The following is a 22,201-nucleotide window of genomic DNA, read 5'->3' on the forward strand; positions in this document are numbered from 1 at the left end:
GTTATTTGTAGAACGCCTCGACCTTGCCCTTGAGCTTGATCAGCAGCGGCTGGCCTTTGCGGTCCACTGTTTTTCCGGCGGGCACCTTGACCCAGCCTTCGCTGATGCAGTATTCCTCGACATTGATGTGCTCCTTGCCGTTCAGGCGAATGCCGATGTCCTGCTCGAACACGGCCGCGACATGGTGCGGGCTGCGCGGGTCAACCGACAGGCGGTCGGGAAGGGGCGGGAGTGACGTGGAGTCGTTCATGAGGTTCTTTGGGGGTTACTTGAGGGTTAGCGCGAAGGGGTGTCGATTTTGAATGATGCGAACCTTGTCCCGGCTTCAAACCTTTTTCAGAAAGCAGGCCTTCAGCATGAAGCTGCCGGCGTCCATCTTGCAGTCCACCTCATGGTCGCCGCCGACCAGGCGGATGCTCTTGACCTTGGTGCCCATCTTGAGCGTGGTCGATGAGCCCTTGACCTTCAGGTCCTTGATCAGCACCACGGCGTCGCCGTCTGCCAGCACATTGCCGTTGGAGTCCTTGACCACGGCTTCGCCGCTGTCGTCGCTGTCAGGGGCTGCGGCCATCGGCCACTCGTGGCCGCAGTCGGCGCAGACATAATTTTCAGCGTCCGGATAGGTGTTTTCCATCATGCACTGAGTGCAGGCGGGGGCTGTGGTCATGGGACGGTTCGATTCGCAAAAAATTTCAGAAGCCCGCAGTATCCCCGATGACCAAGGCCATGCTGCCTGCGCTGTGTCAACCCGGCAGCGCCAGCACATCGGCCAGCGCCCCGGTGATGTCGCTGCGCAGCGCCGCCCAGTCTTCGCCGCCCGCCAGGCAGAAGCGCTGGTTCACCTCCAGCTCCACGCCGACATACTGCCCGGGCGTATGGCGCTTGCGCAGCAGCGAGGTCAGGCCGTCGCCCTTGCCTTCATACGGATAGTTGCGCCGCAGCTTCAGCTCGGGCCGGCGCCGGCGCAAGGCGCCGAGCCAGCGCGATGCCAGCGCACCCTCGCCGGCGCGCCTCGGGTCATACAGCCACGCCACGTCGGCCTGGCGCACCACGCCGTTCAGTTCGGGCGTGAAGCTGTGCGAGGCAATGTGAATCACCTGCCGGCCCGACGCAATCAGGCGGGCAACTTCCGACTCGACCGCGTCGCGGTGTGGCCGGTAATAAAGTGCGGCGATGTCGCGCCGGGTCGCCAGCGCCAGCCCGCGTGTCGCCTCCGAATGCAGCTGCCGGTGGCCGATGGAACGGTTCAGGTCGATCAGCAGGCGGGTCGTGGTGGCGGCGAACAGCGGCGCGCCAAAAGCCACGGCCATCTGCCGCGCCAGCTCCAGCGCACCCGGGTCCCAGCCCCGGTGCGTGGGCAGCAAGGCCTCGTGGCCCTTGAACAGGACGTCATAGGCGAGCGGCACCTCGTGGCCGCCGTGCTCGCAGCTGATGACCAGGGCCGCAGCGCCCGTGCGCTCTGCCGCTGCCGTCACACCGTCTGTATCGGGTTGCCGTGGACATCGACCTCGTAGGTCGTGACCTCGAACTTTTTCAGGGTGTTCGGCCCGAACGCCATCGTTAGCGGCACGTCGCCGGCGTCGCGGCCGCGCGCCATCACGATGCGGCCGATGCGCGGCGTGTTGTGGCGCGCGTCGAAGGTGTACCAGCGCCCGCCCAGAAACACCTCGAACCAGGCGCTGAAGTCCATCGGGTAGGGCACCGGGGGAATGCCGATGTCGCCCAGGTAGCCGGTGCAGTAGCGCGCCGGGATATTCATGCAGCGGCACAGCGTCACCGCCAGGTGCGTGAAGTCGCGGCACACGCCGGTGCCTTCGCGCCAGCCTTCGACGGCGGTGCGCGTGGCGCGCGCGGCGTTGTAGTTGAAATGGATGTGGTTATGCACGTAGTCGCAAATGGCCTGCACCCGCGCCCAGCCGGCCGGCACCTGGCCGAACTGGTTCCAGGCGAACTGCAGCAACTCGCTGTCCACCTCGCAGTAGCGGCTGGGCAGCAGGAACTGCAGCGTGGCCGGCGGCAGTTCGGTCGGGTCGTGCTGCCGGGCCGACCAGTCCACCTCGTCGGGCAGGCCCGGGTCGCGAATGATGGACTGGCTGTGAAAACGCACCTCGCCAACCCCGGCCGGCGCATTGACGCGCCCGCACTGGTTGCCAAAGGCGTCCAGGTACTCATCGGCCTGCAAATTGGGCTCGATCAGGACGATTTCGGGCGCCAGCAGGTCGTCGCGCCGCGACGGATGCACATGCAGCACATACACAAGCGCCATGGGCGACGTGATGGCCAGCTGGATGTCAAAACCAATTTTGATGTACATGGCAGTGCGCTTGAAAAAAAAAGGGGTGGAAGCACAAGGACGTGCTCCAGATGGAGTCGGTTCAACTACATGCAAGTATGGTGCCAGCCAGTCGTCCGGCGTATCGTCGCTGGCGCTGCGCGGTTGTCGGAAACAGGCGAGTTTTTGGGCGGGAAATCCCTGATTGGCTGGCGAGCAGGTGGCGATGAACGCCGACATCGACCGGGTCGAGCCAGCGGCGCGCCGGTACAAGAGCAGGAGCAAAATACGACCAGCGCAGCATATGCTATGTTTTTAATAGCTACTACCGAACTGTTGACCTGCGCAAAATGCTGTTTTGACCCAACTTCACGGGAATGATCGTTCAACCTTAAATCTGGCGATCGGGCGTGTGACTCCAGCGGCGTGCGTTAACCAGGCCCGCGCGGAGGAGGCGCCGCCATGTCCCGTGCGGCAGCGCACAGACTGCGGCCGTCGACGCCCCTTACATTGAAGGCCATGCAAATACCGTTCTCATCCGGGGAGTTTTACGGTGTATTTCGCGACTACAACGATGCGGCGTGGCCTGCACAGGTGTTTCTCGCAGCCTTGGCCGTCGCAGTCATCGCGACAGTGGCCATCGGCTTGCTGGCCACGGCACGCCTGCCGCATGGAGCGCCTCCAACATGATCAACCGCAGACGTTTCGCCGCTTCGGCGCCTTTGCTTTTTGGCGGCGCCGGGGCGATGCCTGGCTGCTCGCCCGACCCTGCGGCGCAGAGCTACGAGACGGTCGCGCGTCAAACCTGGCGCCTTGGCGGCGTTGATGGTTTCGAAGGCGCCGCGCTGGGCCGGGAACTGGTGCGCTACGCCACGCTCGCGCCGTCCAGCCACAACACGCAGTGCTGGAAATTTTCCCTCGACGACAAGGACCAGCGCAACGCCATCACCCTCATGCCCGACCTGTCGCGGCGATGCCCGGCGGTGGACCCCGACGACCATCACCTTTTCGTGTCGCTGGGCTGCGCTGCCGAAAACCTGACCCAGGCCGCGCTGGCCCACGGGCTCATGGGCGATGCCCGTTTCGACACGGCGCGCGACGTCGTGCGCGTGGCGCTTGAGCCCGCCCGGGCCCAGGCCTCGGCCTTGTTCAAGGCGATGGCCCAGCGGCAATGCACCCGTGGCGACTACGATGCGAAGCCGCTGTCGAACGAAGAACTCGGCCTGTTGCAGCGCGCGGGCAGCTCAGACGACACACGTTTGCTGCTGTTGACCGATAGAGCCGCGATGGAACAGACGCTCGACTATGTGGTCCAGGGCAACACGGCCCAGATGGCCGATCCGGCCTTCGTCAAGGAGCTCAAGGCCTGGATCCGCTTCAACGGCGCCGACGCGGTGCGCTTGAGAGACGGCTTGTACAGCGCGTCCTCGGGCAATCCGAACATTCCTGCCTGGCTGGGCAATCTCGCTTTCGAACGGTTCTTCACGCCGACGGGCGAGAACGACAAGTACGCGCGGCAGATTCGCAGCTCCGCCGGCATCGCGGTGTTTGTCGGCACAACCGCCGACAAGGCGCACTGGGTGGACGTGGGCCGCTGCTACGAACGCTTCGCGCTGCAGGCCACGGCGCTGGGCATTCGCAACGCGTTTTTGAACCAGCCGGTCGAAGTGGCATCGGTTCGGCCGCAGTTCGCCACAGCCATCGGGCTGGCCGGCCTGCGTCCCGACCTGGTGGTGCGCTTTGGCCGCGGACCGACCATGCCACCGTCCCTGCGCCGCCCGGTTCAGGCCGTGCTGGTCTGACAGCACCTGGTCCGGCACCAAGGAAACCTGATGACGTGGCTGCCGTGGCTCGGTCTGGCGTTGTGCTTGCTGGCGGTCGCTGCCGTCGGCCTCTCGGCGTATGGCGCCAAACGGTGGACCGACACCACGCGAACGCTGACCCGCCGGCTCGAAGCGGGGCGAATTGACGAAAAGGTTGGGCTGCCGTCCCCGGCGCGCTTCGACCCGCGCGAACTCGACGGCCTGCCCGCGCCGGTGCAACGCTACTTCCGCGCGGCGCTGAAGGACGGCCAGCCGATCATCGCCGCCGTCACGGTCGAACTCGCCGGCCGCTTCAACCTGTCGGCCACCGGCGCGCAGTGGAAGCCGTTCACTTCGCGGCAACGCGTCGTCACCCGCCGGCCGGGCTTCCTGTGGGACGCCCAGGTGTCCATGCTGCCCGGTTTGGCGGTGCGCGTGCGCGACGGCTACATCGCTGGCCAGGGCCTGCTGCACGCTGCGGCTTTAGGCTTGTTCCCGGTGGCCGACGTTCACGGCGGCGGCGAGAATGCCCGCGGCGAGCTCATGCGCTTTTTCGCCGAAATGGCGTGGTACCCGACTGCGCTGCTGCCCAGCCAGGGCGTGCGCTGGGAGGCGCTCGACGACCGCTCGGCGCATGCCAGCATCGTGGACGGCCCGCTCAGGCTGACGCTGCTGTTCAGCTTTAACGACGCCGGCCTGATCGATTCAGCGCGCGCCGAGGCGCGGGGCGCCATGGTGGGCAAGGAAATGGTCATGCTTCCCTGGGAAGGCCGCTGGTCCGACTACCAGGTGCAGGGCGGCATGACGGTGCCGCTCACGGGCGAGGCCGCCTGGCTACGGCCGCAAGGGCGCAAGCCCTACTTTGTCGGCGCCGTCACGTCGTTGACCTACGAGTTCGCGCCGTGACGCCGCGCGTGGCAGCCGCAGTTGCCGGCGTGCCCGGCTTGACGCGTGAGCCCTGGCTGCGGCGGCATCCGCTGACCGGTTTTTTCGCCCTGACGTTTGCCTGGTCGTGGACCTGCTGGCTGCTGTCGCCAGCGCTCAAGGCCCAGTCGTCGCTGCTTGCCACGCTGCTGATGTTCCTGGGCAGTTTCGGCCCCAGCATGGCCGCAGTGCTTGTCGTTGCGTATGGCGGCGGGCGAGCCGGCCTGCGCGTCTGGTTCGGGCGTTGCCTGCAATGGCGCGTGGGTGCCGGGTGGATGGCGCTCGCCTTTTTCCTGCCCCTTGCCCTGATGTCGCTGGCGGCGGCCATGCACATCGCGCTGGGCGGCGCCATCGCGCCCTCGCCGGCCGCCGGGCATGTGCTGATGGCAGCGGTGAATTTCTTTTTGATTTTCCTGGTCGGCGGACCGGTGGGCGAGGAATTCGGCTGGCGCGGGTATGCGCTGGGCCAACTGCAGGATCGCCACGGCTGGCGCATTGCCAGCCTGGTGCTGGGGGCCGCATGGGGCGTGTGGCACCTGCCGCTGTTTTTCATCGACGGCACCTCGCAAGCCCACATTCCGCTGGCGCTGTTCCTGCTCAGCGTCGTGGCGATGTCCGTCCTTTTCGCATGGCTTGCCCGTCACACCGCGGGCAGCGTGGTGCCGGCCCTGGTGCTTCACACCGCCATCAACGCCTGGCCGTCCATCATCCCGGTGTTGCCAACCGGCGAGAGTTACTGGCCCTACGCGCTGGTGGTGGCGCTGCTGGTTCTGGTGGCGCTGGGGCTGCTGGCGCAACCGCGATTCGGCGGCCCGGCGTTTTCGCAACCGAAACGGGCCCCGTGACCCTGCTTTTCTGGGCTCAGTTCGCACTGCCTCTGGTCCTGATTGCCTGGATCGGGTTCGCGCCGCCACGGAGCCGGTTCGGGTTTGGCATTCAGCTCACCGGCAGCGCCATGACGCTGTGGGCGATGGCCTTGCTGGGCGTCTGGCTGCTGCCGCCCTGGTGGGCGCCTTATGCATTCGGACTGGCGCTGGCGGCGGCGGCGGGGGCGGGGCTGCGCCGAATCCGGCCTTTCGCATCCAGGCTGCCTGCGACCTGGGGCGGGTGGATGGTCGCGGGGCTCTTTGTTGCGCTGGGCGCGGCGTCGGCCTACGGCGTTGCCATCGCGCTGCGCAGCCGGACCGCGCCGCCGGTGCGTGCGGTGGCCTTGGCGTTCCCGCTGGAGCCTGGCGTCTACCTGGTCGTCAATGGTGGCAGCGACATCAACACCAACGCGCACCTCATGACCCTTGATGCCAGCATTCCCCGATTGCGCGATTGGCGCGGGCAGTCGTATGGCGTCGACATCGTCAAGCTCGGCGCGTTCGGGCTTCGAGCCCGCGGTGTGCTGCCTGCCGACCCGGGCGCCTATCGCATCCACGGCGCCCGCGTGCTCGCGCCGTGCGCCGGCCAGGTGGTGTTCGCCGTGGACGGGCTGCCCGACATGCAGGTGCCCGAGGTGGACCGTGACCACCTGGCGGGCAACCATGTGATGCTGCGATGTGCCGGGGCCGATGTGCTGCTCGGCCACCTGCGTCCCGGCAGCGTCCAGGTTCCCGCAGGGGCCACGGTTGCCGTCGGCGACTGGCTGGGAGCGGCCGGCAACTCGGGCAATACCGGTGAGCCGCACCTGCATGTCCATGCGCAGACCCCGGGCCCGGCCGGCGCAGCGCTGGGTGGCGATCCGCTGCCCATCCTTTTCGGCGGCCGCTTTCCGGTGCGCGGCGACCGCATCGTGTCGCCTTGAGCAGGCGTCCGCCTGGGCTGTTCGTGGCAGCAGTGGCGCTGAAGCAGGAACTTATACCAATCCCGTGTCATGAAATAACCGAAGCCGAAGGCAGCACTGCCCAGCTGCGGGAGCACAAAGAGCGGATGGCGCCAGGGATCTGCATGAAGGCATTCCAGGCGTCGCAGCAGGCGTCAACAATCTGTTCGTAGCCTTCGTAGCAGCGATTGGCCAGGTGCCGGTCGCGCAGTTGCTGCCACACCTGCTCGGCCGGGTTGAGCTCGGGCGAACCCGCTGGCAGCGGCAACAATGAAACGTTCGGGAACTGCGGCAGTTTGGGCGTGGTGTGCCATCCCGCGCGGTCCAGCACCAGTACGGCGTGGCGCCCCGCAGGCACCGCCTCACTCAAAGCCTGCAGGTGATGGGCCATCGCCTCGGTATTGGCCTGCGGCATGACCAGACCGATGGCACTGTCCTGCTGTGGACAGACGGCGCCAAAGACGTAGGCCGATTCGGACTGCTGCTGACGCACCACCCGGGGCCGCGTTCCCTTGCGTGCCCACAGGCGCGTTTGCGTGCCGCGCTGGCCGATGCGCATTTCATCCTGGAACCAGATGTCCACCTGTTCAGGCGCAACGCCTGGCGGCAGCGTTGCGGCGACTTCCTGGACGAAGTTTTTTTTTGAATTCGGCTTGTGCAACCGGATCGGCGTAGGGGCTGACGGCGCGGGCCGAAATCCACACCATGCCCAAGCGCTTCATCAGGTCATACACACCGTTCAGGCTGTAGGCCACGCCAAACTGCCCGGCCAGCAACTGGCGGATGTCTTCGCCCCGCACCCCCCCGCCGCCGCGTTCGCCCTGCAGTTTCTCGACCGCCTGGCGAAACGCCTCTTCGTGCTCTTTGGCAAGGCGCTGCGTCCTCCGGTCGTGCGGCAGGCCGGCCAGACGGGCCACGCCGCCAGCGCTAAACCACTGCACCCAGCGCATGACGGCGTGGCGGGGCACGCGCAGGGCAGCGGCCACTTCGGGATAGCTCTTGCCGTCCTTGAGGTGCGCCAGAGCAATCAGGCGCAGTCGCCGGCGCCCATCCTTTTCCTTGTGGGCCAGTCGGTCGAAATCATAGGGATGCAGCTGATCAATGATGTGCTGAGATAACATTTTCGTAATCTCCTGCGAGAGCCAAGACTGCTCTGACTCCGATCGCTGGCTTTGGTTCTCTATATCTTGGGATTGGTATTACTGCGTGCCGGACCCTTGCTTCGCAGCCGGTGACCGGCCGTAAGCCAGTTTCATTCCCAGGATCATCACCGCAAGCGCCAGGGTAATGGTGTTGGCAATCATCATGGGCCAGGAGTCCAGCAGCACGCCGTAGGCCAGCCACAGCGCCACGCCGGCGGTGAACACGCTGTACATCCCCAGCGACACGCCGCTGACATCGCGCGTGCGAAAGCTCAGCCAGGCCTGCGGCAGGAAGCTCGCGGTCGTCAAAAAGGCCGCCGCCGAGCCGACGACGTCGATCAAGCTGATCACCATCAGCGGCTGCCTTCCTTCACGGCCCAGTCCACCAGCGCCTCTAACGCCGGGCGCGCCGCCGGGGCGTTGGCATGGTTGACGATGCCGACCACCACCAGGCGCCGGCCGCTGGGCGTGTGAACGTAGCCGGCCAGCGCGGTGGCGTCGCGCAGCGTGCCGCTCTTCAGGTGCGCCCAGCCCTGCGACACCTGCGATCGGCTGCGCTTCAAGGTGCCATCGACGCCGGTGATCGGCAGCGACGCCATCAGCTCGGGCATGGCGCCCGACACATACGCGGTCTGCAGCATGCGCGCCAGGCCCTGCGGCGTGACGCGCTCGCCCCGCGACAGGCCCGAGCCGTTGTCCAGCACCGGCACATCCTGCGGGCCAAAGCGCGCCAGCCACCAGCCGCGCACCGCCTCGCGCGACGCCTCGTTGCTCGCGCCGCCGGGGCGCTGCAGGCTGAGCGTCAAAAACAGCTGCTGCGCCATCACGTTGTTGCTGAACTTGTTGATGTCGCGGATCACCTCGGCCAAGGACGGCGACGCCATCTCGAACGCTGGCGCCAGGCCGGGCGGCGCCGTGCCCTCGCGCACCCGGCCTTTCAACTGGCCACCCATTTCCTGCCAGAGCCCGGCAATCGCCCGCTGGGCATAGCTGGCCGGGTCGGCCGAGGCGATGGCCCAGGTCTTTTCACCGCAGGCCACCGGGTAGCTGCCGGCAAACGCCATGCGCAGCGGATCGGCCAGGTCGGGCTGGAGCTGCGCGCGGTAGTCGCCGCAGTCGGTCAGTGCGGCGCGGCCGTTGCTGCCCGCCGACAGCGGCACGCTGGCCTGCATCCGCACGCCGGCCAGCGGCGGGTCGTAGCTGATGCTGGCGCTGCCGCTGCCCGGATTCGGCGCAAACGTCATCACCACCGACTTGTAGTTCACCAGCAGCGCATCGGGCTGCACGTTGTAGGGGCGCAGCGCCTCGCCGTCGAAGTCGCCGGGGTTCTGGCTAGATGCCGCAAAGGCGCTGCGGTCGAGCACGATGTCGCCGTTGATGCTTTTGATACCCAGGCCCTGCACCCGGCGCAGCAGCAGCCACAGCCGCTCCATGACCAGCTTCGGGTCGCCCCGGCCCTGGATGACCAGGTTGCCGTTCAGCACGCCATCGGCTACCGGGCCATCGGTGTAGACCGGCGTGGCCCAGGTGTAGGCTGGGCCAAGCAGTTCCAGCCCGGCATAGGTCGTGACCAGCTTCATCACCGACGCCGGGTTCATGGTGCTGCCGGCGCGGTAGCTGAGCAGCGGCGCGGTTTTTCCGTTGAGCGCCGGCGCGGCATCGACGACCACGGCGGCGAAGGCTTCGCGCGGCACCTTGGCGCGCGCCAGCAGCGCATCGACCTCGGGCGGCAGGGTTTGGGCGCTTGCGCACGCGCTGGCGAGCAGCGCCAGCAGGCCGGCGGCCAGGCGCGCGCGGGATCGGGTCGGTAAGGGGGGCAAAAGCATGTCGCAATTATCGGCTGCGGCACTGGCACGCTGGCAGGCAGGATAATCGTCGGATGCGCACCGCCGCCCGTTCTCAAGCTGGCGGTCCACGGCGCTTGAATAACTATGATTTTGATAGCTGCTTGCGCTTATGCAATAAGCGCAAAAGCCTTATTTGATGCCTAAACCTTTTAAATTCCTCGCTTTTGACACCAGCACCGACCGCCTGTCGATTGCCGTGACCGACGGCGCGCGCGTCTGGCAGCACAGCAGCCCGGGCGGCGCGCAAGCCTCGACCACCCTGATCCCTGCGATCCTGGCGTTGCTGGCCGAGTCCGGCCTGGGCTTGGGCGATCTGGACGCGATTGCCTTTGGCCGGGGGCCGGGCTCGTTCACCGGCTTGCGCACCGCCTGCGCGGTGGCGCAGGGCCTGGCCTCTGGCGCCAACCACGGCGCGGGCATCCCGGTGCTGCCCATCGACACGCTGGCGGCGGTGGCCGATGAAGCGCGCTTCCAGCGGTTCGGAGCTGCGACCGGCAATGACGCGCCCTTGACCGTCATGGCGCTGCTCGATGCCCGAATGGACGAGATGTATGTGCAGAGCCATCAATTCAGGAGCGGCTCATGCATGTCCGTCAAGGACTGCGAGCTGATTCGGCCCGAAAACCTGGTGACTGACGGGTCGGCCCGGCTGCTGGCCGGCAATGTGTTCGGCGTGTACGCCGGCCGGCTGCCCGAGGCCCTGGCCAGGCTGGACTGCATCGAGGCCTATCCGACCGCCACCGCGCTGCTGCGCCTGGCGCCCGCGCTGGCCACCGCCGGGCATTGCATCGAGGCGAGTCTGGCCCTGCCGCTGTATGTGCGCGACAAGGTTGCCCAGACCACCGACGAGCGCGCCCGCATCAAGGCCGATGCCCTGGCCGCGCCGGCGATTCCGCTGGAAAGCTGACCGGCCTTGACCATGAACGCCACCCTTCAGCCTCTCCAGCCGCTCGAAGCCCGCTTCGAAACCATGACGCCCGCCTGGCTGCCAACGGTGTTGCGGGTGGAGCAAAGCGCTTATCCGCATCCCTGGAGCGAGCGCAGTTTCCTCGACTCGCTCCACGCCGGCTACCAGGCGCAGCTGCTGACCGCCGGCCCGGCGGAACAGCCCGAGCTGCTCGGCTATTTTGTCGCCATGAAGGGCGTGGACGAGGTGCATCTGCTCAACATCGCGGTGGCGCCCGCCTTTCATCGCCAGGGCTGGGCGCGGGTGATGCTCGATGCGCTCGGCATCTGGTCGCGCGCTCAAGGCGCGCAGTGGCTGTGGCTCGAAGTGCGCGTCAGCAATGTGCGCGCCCGGACGGTGTATGAAAGCCATGGCTTTCGCCAAGTCGGCATGCGGCGCAACTACTACCCGGCCAGCGCGGCATCGCCCAGGGGCGAGGACGCCATCGTCATGAGCCTGAAGTTGTGAATCCTGATGGAAAGTCGCCCACCATGAGCCTGAACCTCGACAAGCGCCAGCGCGCCATGCTGCAGGAAATGGGCGTGCGGGTCTGGCAGCCGCTGGCACCGGCGGCCGACCTGCCGGTTGCTATCGAAGTCATAGCTGCTTATGCAGGCTCAGCAAGCGAAAAAGCCGGTTTTGGACAAAACTTTCAGGCGGACAGGGCGTTGGCGCCTGCTTCCGCGTCCCCGGCGCCAGCCGCCCGGCAGGATGCGCCGCCGCCCCGGCCCGCCCGCGCTGCGCCTCCGGCGCCGCCTGCGCCTGCGCCGTCCGGCCACACCCCGGACGGCGCCGCCCCGCCCGGCTGGCGCCTGGGCCAGGCGCAGCTGCTCTATGCCGACACCGCGCGGGCCGGCGGTGCGCGCTGGCTGGTGCTGGCGCAAATACCGCCCGCCGCGCTGCACGCCCCGGCTTTCGACGGCGATGCCGGCCGGCTGCTCGACAACATGCTGCGCGCCGCCCGTCTGCACCAGGACGCCGGCGCCGTGCTGTTCGCGCCGCTGGTGCGCCAGGCGATTTCCGGAGCGATGGACGAATTTTCCGCCGCGCTGTCGGCCTTGGTCGAGCAGTCGCGGCCCGACGTGGTGCTGGTCATGGGCCGGCTGGCGGCGCAGGCGCTGCTGGCGTCCAGCGAGCCCTTCGGCAAGCTGCGCGGCCAGCCGCATGCGCTGCACGGCCGCGCCGCCGTGGTGACGCATGACGCGCCCTACCTGCTGCGCTGCCCGCAGGACAAGGCCAAGGCCTGGGACGACCTGTGCCTGGCCATGGGCCTGGCGGCAAGCGCAAGCTGACTTCGCGCTTCTTACAATAAGGGCATGACCTTTCTTGACATGCTCGGCGCCGCAGAACGCCAGAATCATTCCATGCTGTGCGTCGGGCTGGACCCCGATCCGGCGCGGTTTCCCGGAAAACTCAAGGGCGACGCCCGCCGGATTTACGATTTTTGCGCCGCTATCGTCGATGCAACCGCCGACCTGGCGATGGCCTTCAAGCCGCAGATCGCCTACTTTGCCGCCCACCGCGCTGAAGACCAGCTGGAGCGCCTGATTGAACACATGCGCCGCAGCGCGCCACAGGTGCCCGTCATCCTCGACGCCAAGCGCGGCGACATCGGCAGCACCGCCGGCCAGTACGCCATCGAGGCTTTCGAGCGCTACGGCGCCGACGCGGTCACGCTGTCGCCCTTCATGGGCTTTGACTCGGTCGCGCCCTACCTGCAGTACCACGGCAAGGGCGCTTTTTTGCTCTGCCGCACGTCCAATCCCGGCGGCGACGACCTGCAAAGCCAGCGCCTCGCGTCGGTCGAAGGCCAGCCGCTGCTGTACGAGCACATCGCCCGGCTGGCGCAAGGCCCGTGGAACCTCAACGGCCAGTTGGGGCTGGTGGTCGGCGCGACCTATCCGGCGGAAATTGAAAAAGTCCGCGCCGTGGCGCCTTCGCTGCCGTTGCTGATCCCCGGCGTGGGCGCACAGGGCGGCGATGCCGTGGCCACGGTGCGTGCCGGCTGGCGACCGGACGCGCCCATCATCGTCAATTCATCGCGCGCCATCCTGTACGCCTCATCCGGCGACGACTTTGCCGGGGCCGCACGGCGCGAAGCGCTCAGGACACGCGATTTGCTGCAGGCGGCGCGTCCCGACGCGCTGCTGGCTTAAGGCCAGCGCCGCCCGCCCATGGGCAGGTAGGGCAACACCTTGGCCAGGCCATCGCGCCCACTGGCCGCGCGGTACAGCAAGGCGCTGCCCAGCGCCGAACCAGCGGTTCGCTTAAGCAGCGAGGGGCTGCGGCGCGACGCCATCAGCACGGCCAGGCCAGCGCCAAAGACCAGCCAGTGCTCGCCCGGAAAGCTCGGCCGGCGCTGGTCGTAGTCCTTGAGCTCCTTCAAGGAGCGAATCGGGGGAACGGTCATGACTAAGTTTCCTTTGAAAACCCGACCTTACCCAGCACTGTGCCAAGCCGGTGTCAGACGCTGCCGCAAGCGCCTGTCTGCCACCTGCGCCGCACCGCGCCAAGGGCCGGTTCGCCAGTCGCTGGCAATGGTGATCGCCTCTGGCGCGCCACGCTAAAGCGCCGCCGCCGATGCCAAGGCTGCTCGATTTCATCAACGATGGCCATGGCCCGGTCTGCCACCGAAATGCCTGCGGGCGCATAGCCCAGGCCGGGCCGCAGGTCGTCTGCGCCGAGCCGGTACTGGCCGGTGCGCTCGTCCGGCGCCAGGGCGATGGGCGGTGAGACAACGCTCCAGTCCAGCGCGCCTTCGGCCCGCCGCCGGTTAGGGAATTCGCGGGCCGCCAGCGCGCCTTGCCGGTGTTCGGCGGGAAGCCCTGGCATGTCCACCAGCTGCACGCCCGGCGCCACGTACAGGCTGCCGGCGCCGCCGACCACCAGCAGGCGTTGACACGCCCGCTGGCTTGACGCCGTCCAGGAGGGCCTGGCTGCCCTGCAGGAACAGGTCATGGATGTGCGGCTCGCTCCAGCCCGGGTTGCAGGCGCTGACTACGGCGTCATGGCCCGCCACGCTGGATTGCAAGGGCCTGACGGGGTGCGCGGCGAGGTGCTGCGCCTGGAAGGATGGGTGCAGGTCTCCCAGGTGCGCGCGCTGCATGCGCTGTGCGTGGCAGGCTGGGGCATCAGTCTGGGCGTGACGCAAGACGACCGCCGCGCGCTGGCCGATGGCCGGCGGCTGCCCGTGCTGGCTCTTTACTTCGGCCATGTGGACGGCAGGGATGCGTCGCGCGCCGTCGATGGCGCCTGACGAGCCCGGCCGGGGTCGCACTGGTGCCGGGTTTCAGGCGCTTTTCCTGTGCTTGCGCCACGGACACGCTACAGTAGCAGTGGTTAACTGCTGGACGCAGGAATTGCCCCGGCCAGCCAAGGAGGCGCAGATGGAATCCCATCCCAATGGCAAGACCGCCTTTGTATTTGCCGGCGGCGGCAGCTTCGGCGCGGTGCAGGTCGGCATGCTGCATGCGCTGGTCGAATACGGCGTGCAGTCCGATTTGGTCATCGGCGCCTCGGTCGGCGCGATCAACGGCGCGTATTTCGCTGGCGACCCGACGCTCGCCGGCATCGCGCGGCTGGAGCAGCTGTGGTGCGGGCTCAAGCGCAGCACGATTTTTCCGATGACCTTCAGCCGCATCGTCGGGCTGTTTTCGCGCTCGGCTTCGCTGGTCGATTCGGGTGGACTGCGCGAGTTGATCGCCCAACATTTGCCGTACAGCCTGCTGGAGCAGGCGGCGCTGCCGCTGCATGTCGTCGCTACCAGCCAGCTGAACGGCAAATCGGTCTGCCTGTCGTCCGGCCCGGCGGTCGATGCGATCCTTGCCAGCTGCGCGATTCCGGCGATTTTTCCGCCGGTGCGGCTCGAAGGCGAGTACCTGATCGACGGCGCCGTGGCCAGCAACACGCCGGTCACCACGGCGGTCGCGCTCGGCGCCCGCCGGCTGATCGTGTTGCCGACCGGCTATGCCTGCGCCTTGACCGAGCCGCCACTCAGCGCCATCGCCAGCGCGCTGCATGCGCTGAACATGGTGATCGCGCATCAGCTGGTGCAAGACCTGGAGTTGATGGCGGACCGGGCCGAGGTGCTGACGGTGCCGCCGCTGTGTCCGCTGACGGCGTCGGCCTACGACTTTTCGCGCGCGCATGAACTGATCGAGCGGGCCAGGCAAAACACCTGCCACTGGCTGGAGGAGGGCGGCCTGCAGCAGCACGGCATTCCCGGCGCGCTGCGGCCGCATGCGCACTAAAGCTGCTTATAAGACCGCAGCAGAGCGTTTCATCCGCCCGCCGAGCATCACGCAGGCCAGCGCCGCCACCAGCAGCGCAATGCCGGCCCACTGCCAGGGCGTGACCGTCTCGCCCAGCACGCCCATGCCGGCGGCCAGGCCGACCACCGGCACGCCCAGGCCGAACGGCGAGACGCGATTGGCCGGGTGGCGCTTGAGCAGGCCGGTCCACAGGCTGTAGCCGATCACCGTGGCCACCCAGCCGAGGTAGGCAATCGACAGCCAGCTGGTCCAGCCCGCGTCCAGCCACTGCCAGCGCACGGCCGGGTCGTCAAACAGCCATGACAGCGCCATGAAGGGCAGGATGGCGGCCGCGCCGCTCCAGACCACGAAGGCAATCGGCGAGTAGTGGCTGGAGACTTTTTGCAACTGCCGCGCCACGATGTTCGACGCCGCCCACATGGCTGCGGCGCACAGCGTCAGCGCAAAGCCGGCCACCGTGGTGCCGCTGGCCGCGCCGGGGCTGGCATAGTTGGTGCCAAAGCAGGCCAGGCCCAGCGCCGCCAGCACCATGCCCGCCTGCAGTGGCCGGCTGGCGCGCTCCTGCAGCAAGATAAAACCAAACAGCGCGGTAAAAAACACTTGCGTCTGCAGCAGCACCGACGCCAGCGCCGCCGTCATGCCGATCTTCAGGGCGATGAACAGGATGCCGAACTGCCCGACCCCCTGGAACAGCCCGTACAGCACCACCCATTTCCACGGCACCTGCGGCGGCCGGATGAACAGCGCCAGCGGCAGAAAAGCAAAGGTGAACCGGGCGGCGCCCAGCTGAAACGGCGTGAAGTCGCGCAGGGCGAACTTCATCGCGACGAAGTTCACTCCCCAGACCAGCACCACGACCAGTGCGGCCGCCAGTTCGCGGCCGCTCAGGCGCGCGGCGCTCAAGGCTGACCGCCGCAGCGGGTTGCAGCAGGCATGAAGACGCGCGGAGGCAGGGGGCAGAAGGGCATGGTGGGAACGGGAATGGAGGTCTGCAAGGGCGTGTGGGAAGGGCGGCATGCAAGCCAATGGGCCTCTGGATTATTACTCACCTGCGGCTTTTGGCCCCAGGGCAGCGCTCGCCTGGCCTGGCCACTGCTCCATTTCCTTTCCAGCGCGGGCGCAACCCAAGGTCTGCCGCATGGAAATCTGCGCCGGAACACCGGAAAAATGCGGCGAATCTGCTAACCTTTTAAAGGTTCAGTTATTTTTTTGAAAGGTTCATTCATGTCCCATGACAGCCCCACCCTGGTTCAGACACAGGAACGACTGGTTTCCGCCATTCGTTCGGAAATATCCGACGCCGAAGAGACCTTGTCGGCCACGGCGGACCAGGCGGGAGAAAAAATGGCCAGGCTGCGCAGCCGCGTCGAGAACCGCCTGCGCGAAGCCAAGTTCCGCCTGATCGATGCCGAGGAAGCGCTGCTTGCCCGCACCCGCGAGGCCGCCCATGCCGCCGACCACTATGTGCATGAGTCGCCATGGACCTCCATCGGCGTGGCGGCAGGCGTCGGCGTGGTGGTCGGCCTGCTGCTGGGCCGGCGCCTGTAAACAAAAAAAACGGCGGCGCCCTGGCCGCCTGCCGGCCCTTCGCTATGGGCTGGCGTCGGGAAAATAGTGAAGGCCTGTTGCGCATGGCGGCAGGCCTTCTGTTTTTCAGCCCAGCCAGGTGTGCTGCGCCAATGCGGGTCTTCGGTGCCTGAAAGAACCAGCGCCCGGACTGGAAATTTCAGTAAATAATGCCTGTAGCGCTTTCTGGCTATGCGCAAGCCGCTATTGAATCAGGAGCATTAAACACTGCTCTTGTGTGCGCGCACTGCCGGTTCAGGCCGTCCCGGACACCCGCCGGAAGCCCGCCGACGCCTGCATCAAACTCAAGGTGTAGGGCTGCGCCACGCGGCGGGCCACCAGGTCGCTGGACGCCAAAACTTCCACCGTCTGGCCGCGCTGCATCACCATCAGCCGCTCGCACAAATGCGTGACCACCGCCAGGTCGTGGCTGACCATGATGAAGGTCAGGTTGCGACGCCGCCGCAGGTCTTCGAGCAGGTTCAGCACCTCGGCCTGCACCGATGCGTCGAGCGCGGACGTGGGTTCGTCGAGCAGCAGGATCTGCGGCTCAAGGATCAGGGCGCGCGCAATCGCGATGCGCTGGCGTTGCCCGCCCGAGAGCTGGTGCGGGTAGCGGAACCTGAAGCCCTGTCCGAGTCCGACTTCATCAAGCGCGCGTTCGATGCGCGTTTCGGCGTCTGCAATGCCGTGGATGGCCAGCGGCTCGGCCAGCAGCCGGTCCACCGTCTGCCGGGGATGTAGCGAGCCGTAGGGGTCCTGGAACACCATCTGCACGCGGCGCCGGAAGGCCTTGCTGCCGGGCGTGGGACTTTCAGCGCCGCCAACAAGTTGCACCGTGCCCGATTCCTTGGGCGCCAGGCCGCAGAGGGCGCGCAGCACCGTCGATTTGCCCGAACCCGATTCGCCGACGATGCCGAAGCTTTCGCCCGGTGCGACGGAAAACGAGGTGTTGGCCACGGCCACGAAGCCGTCATAGACGACACGCATGCCGCTGACTTCCAGCCCCAGCGCCGGGCTTGCGCCTGAAGCCTTCAGGCCGGCTGCGCTGATCACACTGTTCATAACGCCCACTCCGGCCGGCGGTCCAGCGTCGCCAGCGGGTGCGTGGACGCGCCCAGTTGCGGCAAACAAGCCATCAGGCCGCGCGTGTACGGATGTTTTGCCTGCGCCAGCCCACCCGCCGCCAGTTCCTCGACCACCCGGCCGGCGTACATCACCAGAATCCGGTCGCAAAACGAGGACACCAGCCGCAAATCGTGCGACACCAGTATCAGGCCCATCCCGTGCTCGGCCACCAGCGCGTCGAGGATGGACAGCACCTGCAATTGCACTGTCACGTCCAGCGCCGAAGTCGGCTCGTCGGCGATCAGGATATCCGGCTCGGCAATCAGCATCATCGCAATCATCGCCCGCTGGCCCATGCCGCCCGAGACTTCGTGTGGGTAGAGCTTGTAAACCCGCGCCGGGTCGTCGATGCGCACCGATTCGAGCGCCGCCAGCGCGCGTTTTTTCGCCTCGCTGCCGGAGATGCGGGTGTGCGCCTGCAGCGTCTCGACGATCTGCGCGCCAATCGTCATCACCGGGTTGAGCGAGAACTTTGGGTCCTGCAGCACCATGGCGATGCGCCCGCCGCGCAGGGCGCGCCGCTGTTTTGGTGGGCAGTGCAGCAAATCGACGCCGCCGAATTCGAGCCGCCTGGCGGTGACAACGCCTTCGGGCGCGGTCAGGCCGAGGATGGCGCGGCCGGTCTGCGACTTGCCCGAACCCGATTCGCCGACGATGCCCAGCCGCTCACGGCCTAGCGTGAACGACACGCCGCGCACGGCTTCGACCATGCCGCCGTCGCGGTTGGGAAAGGCGACGCGCAGGTCTTCGACGACCAGCAAAGGCGATGGATTCATTTGACCCCCTTCGGGTCCAGCGCATCGCGCAGCCCATCACCGAGCAGATTGAACGCCAGGCTGACAACAAAAATTGCCGCACCGGGCGCAGCCGCCACCCACCACTGGTCCAGTACATACAGCCGCCCGTTGGCAATCATCGCGCCCCATTCGGGCATGGGCGGCTGCGCGCCCAGGCCGAGAAAGCCCAGCCCGGCGGCCGTCAAAATGATGCCCGCCATGTCCAACGTCACACGGACAATCACCGACGACAGGCACAGCGGCATGACGTGGCGCAGCACGATGCGCCACGGCGAGGCGCCCAGCAATTGCACGGCGGCGATGTAGTCGGTCTGGCGGATGCTCAAGGTCTCGGCCCGCGCCATGCGCGCATACGGCGGCCAGGAGGTGATGGCAATGGCGATCACCGCGTTCTCGATGCCGGGGCCGAGCGCGGCGACAAACGCCAGCGCCAAAATCAGACGCGGAAACGCCAGAAAAATGTCGGTGATGCGCATCAGCGCCGCATCGACCAGCCCGCCCGCGTAACCCGCCACGGTGCCGACCACCAGCCCGATGGGCGCGGCCAGCACGGCGACCAGGACCACGACGAACAGCGTGATGCGCGAGCCGTGGATCAGCCGCGACAGGATGTCGCGTCCCTGGTCGTCGGTGCCGAACCAGTGCGCCCAAGACGGTGCCAGGAGCCGCGTGGTGCGCAGGTCGCCGATATAGGCCGAGTAGGGCGCCAGCAGGTCGGCAAAAATCGCCACCAGAATCAGCGCCAGCACGATGAACAGCCCCAGCATGGCCAGCCGGTTGCGCGCAAACGTGCGGCAGCCGCCGTAAGCGCGGCCCAGCGCGGCCTGCCGTCGCGACAGCGGCCGGTCCGACATCAGCCAATCGTGCAGGCTTTCGCGTTTTAAAAGCGTCGAATCCATCATCGCGTGCGCGTCCTCGGGTCCAGCAGGGTATAGAGCAGGTCGGACAGCAAATTGAGGCCGATGAAGACCGAGCCGACGACGATGGTGCCGCCCAGCACCGCGTTCATGTCGGCGTTTTGCAGCGAGTTGGTGATGTACAGGCCCAGCCCCGGCCAGGCAAACACGGTTTCGGTCAGCACCGAGCCTTCGAGCAGCCCGGCGTACGACAGCGCAATCACCGTGACCAGCGGCACCATGGCATTGCGCAGCGCATGGCGCCAGATGATGCGCGCCTCCGACAGGCCCTTGGCGCGCGCGGCAATCACGTATTCCTGCGCCAGTTCATTGAGCATGAACGAGCGCGTCATGCGGCTGATGTAGGCCATGGAAAAGTAGCCCAGCAGCGACGCCGGCAGGATCAGGTGCGACAGCGCATTGCCAAAGGCCTCCCATTCGCCGGCCATCGCGGTATCGAGCAACAGCAGGCCGGTGACCGGCGTCAGCGTGAATTCATAGGCCACGTCGATGCGCCCCGGCCCGCCGACCCAGCCGAGCCTGGCGTAAAACACCAGCAGCGCCATCAGCCCGAGCCAGAAGATCGGCACCGAATAGCCGACCAGCCCGATGATGCGCACCACCTGATCGACCCATTTGCCGCGCCGCACCGCCGCCCACACACCCAGCGGCACGCCGAAACCCGCGCCGAAGAGAATCCCCAGGCTGGCCAGCTCCATCGTCGCCGGAAAGGCGCGGCGGATGTCCTGCATCACCGGGTTGGCGGTCAGCACCGACGTGCCGAAGTCGCCGCTCAGCACCTTGCGCAGGTAGATGTAGAACTGCGTGTACAGCGGCTTGTTCAGCCCCATTTCCTCGCGCACCCGCGCCACCACATGCGGCGGCGCGTTGTCGCCGACCATGGCCAGCACCGGATCGACCGGAATCACCCGCCCGATGAAGAAGGTGACTGCGAGCAGGCCCAGGTAGGTCAGCAAAATCACCACCAGGAAACGCCCGAGGGCGTTCAGCCGGCGCGCATGGCGGGAGGGCCGGGCAGCCGCCAGCAGCGGCGCCGGACTAAGGGCGAGGGGATCGGGAACTGCCAAGACGGGTGACCTGTTCGTTAGCGCTTGGCTACCTTGAACATGTAGTTGGTGTCAAACGTCGGGCCGAGTTTCAGGCCATCGACATTGCTGCGGTAGGCGGCCACCTCGGTCTGCTGGTAGAGCATGACGAAGGGGCTGGTCTTGCGGAATTCGGCCTGCAGTTCCTCGTACATCGCCTTGCGCTTGCCCGCGTCGCGCTCCAGTACGGCGGCGTCCGATTTTTTCGTCAGTTCGGGAATCGCCCAGGCGTTGCGCCACGACAGCGGCTTGGCCTTGGCGTCGTCGGCGTTGTCGGGGTTGCGCGTGAAGGTGTCGGCGTTCGAGTGCGGATCCCAGTAGTCGGAACCCCACTGGCCGATGTACATGTCGTGGGTGCGGCCCCGGTACTTGGTCAGCACCTGCTTGCCGTCGCCGGGAATGATCTCGATGTCGATGCCGGCCTGCTTGGCGGTCTGCTGGAAGGCCTCGGTGATGCCCTGCACCGGCTGGATGGTGCGCATGTCGATCGTCACCTTGAAGCCGCCCGGCAGGCCGGCCTTGGCCAGCAGCGCCTTGGCCTTGGCCACGTCGAGCTTGTACGGCGTTTCCTTGCTCGCGCCGAGCAGGCCGATGGGCAGGAAGTTCTGGTGAACGACGCCGATGTTCTTGATCAGCGTGTCGCCGATGGCCGAATAATCAACCAGCCATTTGAGCGCCTCGCGCACCTCGGGCTTGGCCAGGTTCGGGTTCTTCTGGTTCAGGCTGATGTAGTACACCGTGCCCTTGGGCGCCGAAGTGAGCTTGATGTCCTTGTTGGTCGAGAGGGCCGCGATGTCCTGCGGGCTCAGGTTGCGGGCAATGTCGATGTCGCCTTTTTCCAGCATCAGGCGCTGCGTGGCGGCTTCCTTCACATGGCGGTAGATCACGCGGGCCAGCGCCGGCTTGGGGCCGTAGTAGTTGTCATTGCGCTCCAGCGCGACGATTTCGTTCGCCCGCCACTCGCGCAGCTTCATCGGGCCGGAGCCGGCGTAATTGGTCTTGAGCCAGGCGTAGCCCCAGTCGCCGTTCTGCTCCTTGGACATCACCAGCTTCTTGTCCACGATGGCGCCGATGTTGGCGGTCAGGCAGTTGAGTACGAAGGTCGGCGCATACGCCTTGTCGGTTTCCATTGTCAGCGTGAGCGGGCCGGTGGCCTTGATCTTGTCCTTGACGTTGTCCTTGGTGAAGCCGAACTGCGTCAGGATGAAGGCCGGCGACTTGTCCAGGCTCACCGCCCGGTGCAGCGAGTAAATCACTTCCTCGGCGGTCAGCGCGTTGCCCGAGGCAAACTTCAGCCCCGGTTTCAACTCGAAGGTATAGGTCTTGCCGTCGGGCGACACCGTCCACGATTTCGCCACGTCGCCGATCAGCCTGGACGGGTCGTTCACGTCGAGCCGCACCAGCCGGTCGTAGGTGTTGCCCATGACTTCGCCGGCCGACAGCTCGAAGGCCTCGGCCGGGTCCATGGTGATGATGTCGTCGAAACCGAAGGCGATCACCAGCGTGTCCTTGGGCGTTGCCGCCAGCGCCCCCGCGCTGTGGCACAGCAGGAAAGCCGCCGTGGCTGTGGCGCACAGCACGCGGCGGGAAAGCGATGGTGAGGACGCAGAAGGGAAAGTCAGTGTTGCCAAGATGAATTCCTTTGAAAGGGTCTGTGCGAATGGGCCTGATGGTCTTGCATGCATGAAGCATGCCCA

The 22,201-nt window shown here is 66.8% G+C and carries 28 protein-coding genes; 12 read left to right on the plus strand and 16 right to left on the minus strand.

All coding sequences use genetic code 11. The features are described 5' to 3' along the window. Window position 1: 1 nt before the first annotated feature. From EC86_RS0117715 to EC86_RS0117730, 4 genes are all read right to left on the minus strand, one after another. On the minus strand, window positions 2–250 hold the full coding sequence (locus EC86_RS0117715; RefSeq protein ID WP_029527163.1) for a DUF3297 family protein: 249 nt from the start codon (window positions 248–250) through the stop codon (window positions 2–4). Between the two features lie 75 nt (window positions 251–325). Next, entirely contained in the window at window positions 326–667 is a 342-nt protein-coding gene (locus EC86_RS0117720) for a zinc ribbon domain-containing protein YjdM (protein WP_029527165.1), read from the minus strand. Between the two features lie 76 nt (window positions 668–743). Next, a complete protein-coding gene (locus EC86_RS0117725; protein WP_036772346.1) occupies window positions 744–1,475 on the minus strand; it encodes an N-formylglutamate amidohydrolase in 732 nt (243 codons plus the stop codon). Then, a complete protein-coding gene (locus EC86_RS0117730) occupies window positions 1,472–2,314 on the minus strand; it encodes a transglutaminase-like domain-containing protein (protein WP_029527167.1) in 843 nt (280 codons plus the stop codon). Before EC86_RS0117730 ends, EC86_RS0117725 begins: the two co-directional genes overlap by 4 nt. 477 nt (window positions 2,315–2,791) lie before the next feature. On the opposite strand from EC86_RS0117730, the gene EC86_RS28950 reads away from it, so the two are divergent. Genes EC86_RS28950 through EC86_RS0117750 form a run of 5 tightly spaced genes read left to right on the plus strand, consistent with a single transcriptional unit; the run spans window position 2,792 to window position 6,787 of the window. Next, a complete protein-coding gene (locus EC86_RS28950) occupies window positions 2,792–2,962 on the plus strand; it encodes a hypothetical protein (protein ID WP_156955353.1) in 171 nt (56 codons plus the stop codon). Then, the gene (locus EC86_RS0117735) at window positions 2,959–4,074 is read left to right on the plus strand and encodes an Acg family FMN-binding oxidoreductase (RefSeq protein WP_029527169.1); all 1,116 of its coding nucleotides are present in this window, start codon (window positions 2,959–2,961) and stop codon (window positions 4,072–4,074) included. The genes EC86_RS28950 and EC86_RS0117735 overlap by 4 nt, the downstream gene beginning before the upstream one ends. Before the next feature lie 30 nt (window positions 4,075–4,104). Then, the gene (locus EC86_RS0117740) at window positions 4,105–4,980 is read left to right on the plus strand and encodes a DUF6920 family protein (RefSeq protein WP_029527171.1); all 876 of its coding nucleotides are present in this window, start codon (window positions 4,105–4,107) and stop codon (window positions 4,978–4,980) included. Further along, window positions 4,977–5,843: a CPBP family intramembrane glutamic endopeptidase gene (locus EC86_RS0117745; protein WP_198026812.1), complete on the plus strand. Its 867-nt coding sequence runs from the start codon at window positions 4,977–4,979 to the stop codon at window positions 5,841–5,843. Before EC86_RS0117740 ends, EC86_RS0117745 begins: the two co-directional genes overlap by 4 nt. Next, on the plus strand, window positions 5,840–6,787 hold the full coding sequence (locus EC86_RS0117750) for a M23 family metallopeptidase (protein WP_029527176.1): 948 nt from the start codon (window positions 5,840–5,842) through the stop codon (window positions 6,785–6,787). Before EC86_RS0117745 ends, EC86_RS0117750 begins: the two co-directional genes overlap by 4 nt. A gap of 67 nt (window positions 6,788–6,854) precedes the next feature. On the opposite strand, the gene EC86_RS0117755 is transcribed toward EC86_RS0117750, so the two are convergent. From EC86_RS0117755 to dacB, 4 genes are all read right to left on the minus strand, one after another. Continuing rightward, a complete protein-coding gene (locus tag EC86_RS0117755; protein WP_198026813.1) occupies window positions 6,855–7,466 on the minus strand; it encodes an IS630 family transposase in 612 nt (203 codons plus the stop codon). After that, window positions 7,393–7,926, minus strand: a complete 534-nt coding sequence (locus EC86_RS0117760; RefSeq protein ID WP_029527178.1) for a helix-turn-helix domain-containing protein — start codon at window positions 7,924–7,926, stop codon at window positions 7,393–7,395. Before EC86_RS0117760 ends, EC86_RS0117755 begins: the two co-directional genes overlap by 74 nt. A 78-nt stretch (window positions 7,927–8,004) precedes the next feature. Further along, a complete protein-coding gene (locus EC86_RS0117765) occupies window positions 8,005–8,301 on the minus strand; it encodes a SemiSWEET family sugar transporter (protein ID WP_036772350.1) in 297 nt (98 codons plus the stop codon). Continuing rightward, entirely contained in the window at window positions 8,301–9,773 is a 1,473-nt protein-coding gene (dacB, locus tag EC86_RS0117770; protein WP_036772353.1) for a D-alanyl-D-alanine carboxypeptidase/D-alanyl-D-alanine endopeptidase, read from the minus strand. The genes EC86_RS0117765 and dacB overlap by 1 nt, the downstream gene beginning before the upstream one ends. 157 nt (window positions 9,774–9,930) lie before the next feature. Between dacB and tsaB the strand changes: the two genes are divergently transcribed. From tsaB to pyrF, 4 genes are read left to right on the plus strand one after another with little or no spacing between them, the layout of a single operon-like run. Then, window positions 9,931–10,701 carry a tRNA (adenosine(37)-N6)-threonylcarbamoyltransferase complex dimerization subunit type 1 TsaB gene (gene tsaB / locus EC86_RS0117775; RefSeq protein WP_029527182.1) on the plus strand — a complete coding sequence of 257 codons (771 nt, stop codon included), beginning with the start codon at window positions 9,931–9,933 and terminating at the stop codon, window positions 10,699–10,701. Between the two features lie 12 nt (window positions 10,702–10,713). Next, complete coding sequence (gene rimI / locus EC86_RS0117780) at window positions 10,714–11,208, plus strand: ribosomal protein S18-alanine N-acetyltransferase (RefSeq protein ID WP_029527183.1); 495 nt, start codon at window positions 10,714–10,716, stop codon at window positions 11,206–11,208. A gap of 23 nt (window positions 11,209–11,231) precedes the next feature. Next, window positions 11,232–12,032, plus strand: coding sequence for a uracil-DNA glycosylase family protein (locus tag EC86_RS0117785; protein WP_029527184.1), 801 nt, complete (start codon window positions 11,232–11,234; stop codon window positions 12,030–12,032). Between the two features lie 24 nt (window positions 12,033–12,056). Beyond that, window positions 12,057–12,896 carry an orotidine-5'-phosphate decarboxylase gene (gene pyrF / locus EC86_RS0117790; RefSeq protein WP_029527185.1) on the plus strand — a complete coding sequence of 280 codons (840 nt, stop codon included), beginning with the start codon at window positions 12,057–12,059 and terminating at the stop codon, window positions 12,894–12,896. On the opposite strand, the gene EC86_RS0117795 is transcribed toward pyrF, so the two are convergent. Together EC86_RS0117795 and EC86_RS27885 are read right to left on the minus strand one after the other, a co-directional pair. Continuing rightward, a complete protein-coding gene (locus tag EC86_RS0117795; protein WP_029527186.1) occupies window positions 12,893–13,150 on the minus strand; it encodes a hypothetical protein in 258 nt (85 codons plus the stop codon). The genes pyrF and EC86_RS0117795 overlap by 4 nt on opposite strands. Before the next feature lie 53 nt (window positions 13,151–13,203). Next, window positions 13,204–13,698 (minus strand): NAD(P)-dependent oxidoreductase, encoded by a 495-nt coding sequence (locus EC86_RS27885; RefSeq protein WP_198026814.1) that lies wholly within the window; start codon window positions 13,696–13,698, stop codon window positions 13,204–13,206. Between EC86_RS27885 and EC86_RS29540 the strand changes: the two genes are divergently transcribed. Then, window positions 13,697–13,996: a hypothetical protein gene (locus EC86_RS29540; RefSeq protein WP_198026815.1), complete on the plus strand. Its 300-nt coding sequence runs from the start codon at window positions 13,697–13,699 to the stop codon at window positions 13,994–13,996. The two genes, EC86_RS27885 and EC86_RS29540, sit on opposite strands and share 2 nt — an antisense overlap. Before the next feature lie 130 nt (window positions 13,997–14,126). Beyond that, window positions 14,127–14,990 (plus strand): patatin-like phospholipase family protein, encoded by an 864-nt coding sequence (locus EC86_RS0117810; protein ID WP_029527187.1) that lies wholly within the window; start codon window positions 14,127–14,129, stop codon window positions 14,988–14,990. A gap of 6 nt (window positions 14,991–14,996) precedes the next feature. On the opposite strand, the gene EC86_RS0117815 is transcribed toward EC86_RS0117810, so the two are convergent. Then, a complete protein-coding gene (locus tag EC86_RS0117815) occupies window positions 14,997–15,914 on the minus strand; it encodes an EamA family transporter (RefSeq protein WP_029527188.1) in 918 nt (305 codons plus the stop codon). A 321-nt stretch (window positions 15,915–16,235) separates the two neighbouring features. Here EC86_RS0117815 and EC86_RS0117820 point away from each other — a divergent pair, with 321 nt between their 5' ends. After that, entirely contained in the window at window positions 16,236–16,559 is a 324-nt protein-coding gene (locus EC86_RS0117820; RefSeq protein WP_029527189.1) for an ElaB/YgaM/YqjD family protein, read from the plus strand. A 273-nt stretch (window positions 16,560–16,832) separates the two neighbouring features. Here the strand turns inward: EC86_RS0117820 and EC86_RS0117825 are convergent, their stop codons facing one another. From EC86_RS0117825 to EC86_RS0117845, 5 genes are all read right to left on the minus strand, one after another. Then, a complete protein-coding gene (locus EC86_RS0117825) occupies window positions 16,833–17,567 on the minus strand; it encodes an ABC transporter ATP-binding protein (protein ID WP_029527190.1) in 735 nt (244 codons plus the stop codon). Window positions 17,568–17,638: 71 nt separating this feature from the next. Further along, window positions 17,639–18,481: an ABC transporter ATP-binding protein gene (locus EC86_RS0117830; protein WP_029527191.1), complete on the minus strand. Its 843-nt coding sequence runs from the start codon at window positions 18,479–18,481 to the stop codon at window positions 17,639–17,641. Beyond that, window positions 18,478–19,404 (minus strand): ABC transporter permease, encoded by a 927-nt coding sequence (locus EC86_RS0117835; RefSeq protein WP_029527193.1) that lies wholly within the window; start codon window positions 19,402–19,404, stop codon window positions 18,478–18,480. Before EC86_RS0117835 ends, EC86_RS0117830 begins: the two co-directional genes overlap by 4 nt. Further along, a complete protein-coding gene (locus EC86_RS0117840) occupies window positions 19,401–20,486 on the minus strand; it encodes an ABC transporter permease (RefSeq protein WP_198026816.1) in 1,086 nt (361 codons plus the stop codon). Before EC86_RS0117840 ends, EC86_RS0117835 begins: the two co-directional genes overlap by 4 nt. A gap of 17 nt (window positions 20,487–20,503) precedes the next feature. After that, complete coding sequence (locus tag EC86_RS0117845) at window positions 20,504–22,126, minus strand: ABC transporter substrate-binding protein (RefSeq protein ID WP_036773471.1); 1,623 nt, start codon at window positions 22,124–22,126, stop codon at window positions 20,504–20,506. Window positions 22,127–22,201 lie beyond the last annotated feature (75 nt).

The organism is Polaromonas glacialis (genome assembly GCF_000709345.1).
Classification (GTDB): domain Bacteria; phylum Pseudomonadota; class Gammaproteobacteria; order Burkholderiales; family Burkholderiaceae_C; genus Polaromonas; species Polaromonas glacialis.

Excerpts from the sequence above, each read along its gene's own strand:
- EC86_RS0117835 (WP_029527193.1), bottom strand. The coding sequence starts at position 19,404 with ATGATGGATTCGACGCTTTTAAAACGCGAAAGCCTGCACGATTGGCTG.
- pyrF (WP_029527185.1), top strand. The coding sequence starts at position 12,057 with ATGACCTTTCTTGACATGCTCGGCGCCGCAGAACGCCAGAATCATTCC.
- EC86_RS0117820 (WP_029527189.1), top strand. The coding sequence starts at position 16,236 with ATGTCCCATGACAGCCCCACCCTGGTTCAGACACAGGAACGACTGGTT.
- EC86_RS0117825 (WP_029527190.1), bottom strand. The coding sequence starts at position 17,567 with ATGCGTGTCGTCTATGACGGCTTCGTGGCCGTGGCCAACACCTCGTTT.
- EC86_RS29540 (WP_198026815.1), top strand. The coding sequence starts at position 13,697 with ATGGATGTGCGGCTCGCTCCAGCCCGGGTTGCAGGCGCTGACTACGGC.
- EC86_RS0117830 (WP_029527191.1), bottom strand. The coding sequence starts at position 18,481 with ATGAATCCATCGCCTTTGCTGGTCGTCGAAGACCTGCGCGTCGCCTTT.
- tsaB (WP_029527182.1), top strand. The coding sequence starts at position 9,931 with ATGCCTAAACCTTTTAAATTCCTCGCTTTTGACACCAGCACCGACCGC.
- dacB (WP_036772353.1), bottom strand. The coding sequence starts at position 9,773 with ATGCTTTTGCCCCCCTTACCGACCCGATCCCGCGCGCGCCTGGCCGCC.
- EC86_RS0117730 (WP_029527167.1), bottom strand. The coding sequence starts at position 2,314 with ATGTACATCAAAATTGGTTTTGACATCCAGCTGGCCATCACGTCGCCC.
- rimI (WP_029527183.1), top strand. The coding sequence starts at position 10,714 with ATGAACGCCACCCTTCAGCCTCTCCAGCCGCTCGAAGCCCGCTTCGAA.
- EC86_RS0117720 (WP_029527165.1), bottom strand. The coding sequence starts at position 667 with ATGACCACAGCCCCCGCCTGCACTCAGTGCATGATGGAAAACACCTAT.
- EC86_RS0117735 (WP_029527169.1), top strand. The coding sequence starts at position 2,959 with ATGATCAACCGCAGACGTTTCGCCGCTTCGGCGCCTTTGCTTTTTGGC.
- EC86_RS0117760 (WP_029527178.1), bottom strand. The coding sequence starts at position 7,926 with ATGTTATCTCAGCACATCATTGATCAGCTGCATCCCTATGATTTCGAC.
- EC86_RS27885 (WP_198026814.1), bottom strand. The coding sequence starts at position 13,698 with ATGACCTGTTCCTGCAGGGCAGCCAGGCCCTCCTGGACGGCGTCAAGC.
- EC86_RS0117795 (WP_029527186.1), bottom strand. The coding sequence starts at position 13,150 with ATGACCGTTCCCCCGATTCGCTCCTTGAAGGAGCTCAAGGACTACGAC.
- EC86_RS0117740 (WP_029527171.1), top strand. The coding sequence starts at position 4,105 with ATGACGTGGCTGCCGTGGCTCGGTCTGGCGTTGTGCTTGCTGGCGGTC.
- EC86_RS0117785 (WP_029527184.1), top strand. The coding sequence starts at position 11,232 with ATGAGCCTGAACCTCGACAAGCGCCAGCGCGCCATGCTGCAGGAAATG.
- EC86_RS0117810 (WP_029527187.1), top strand. The coding sequence starts at position 14,127 with ATGGAATCCCATCCCAATGGCAAGACCGCCTTTGTATTTGCCGGCGGC.
- EC86_RS0117715 (WP_029527163.1), bottom strand. The coding sequence starts at position 250 with ATGAACGACTCCACGTCACTCCCGCCCCTTCCCGACCGCCTGTCGGTT.
- EC86_RS28950 (WP_156955353.1), top strand. The coding sequence starts at position 2,792 with ATGCAAATACCGTTCTCATCCGGGGAGTTTTACGGTGTATTTCGCGAC.
- EC86_RS0117765 (WP_036772350.1), bottom strand. The coding sequence starts at position 8,301 with ATGGTGATCAGCTTGATCGACGTCGTCGGCTCGGCGGCGGCCTTTTTG.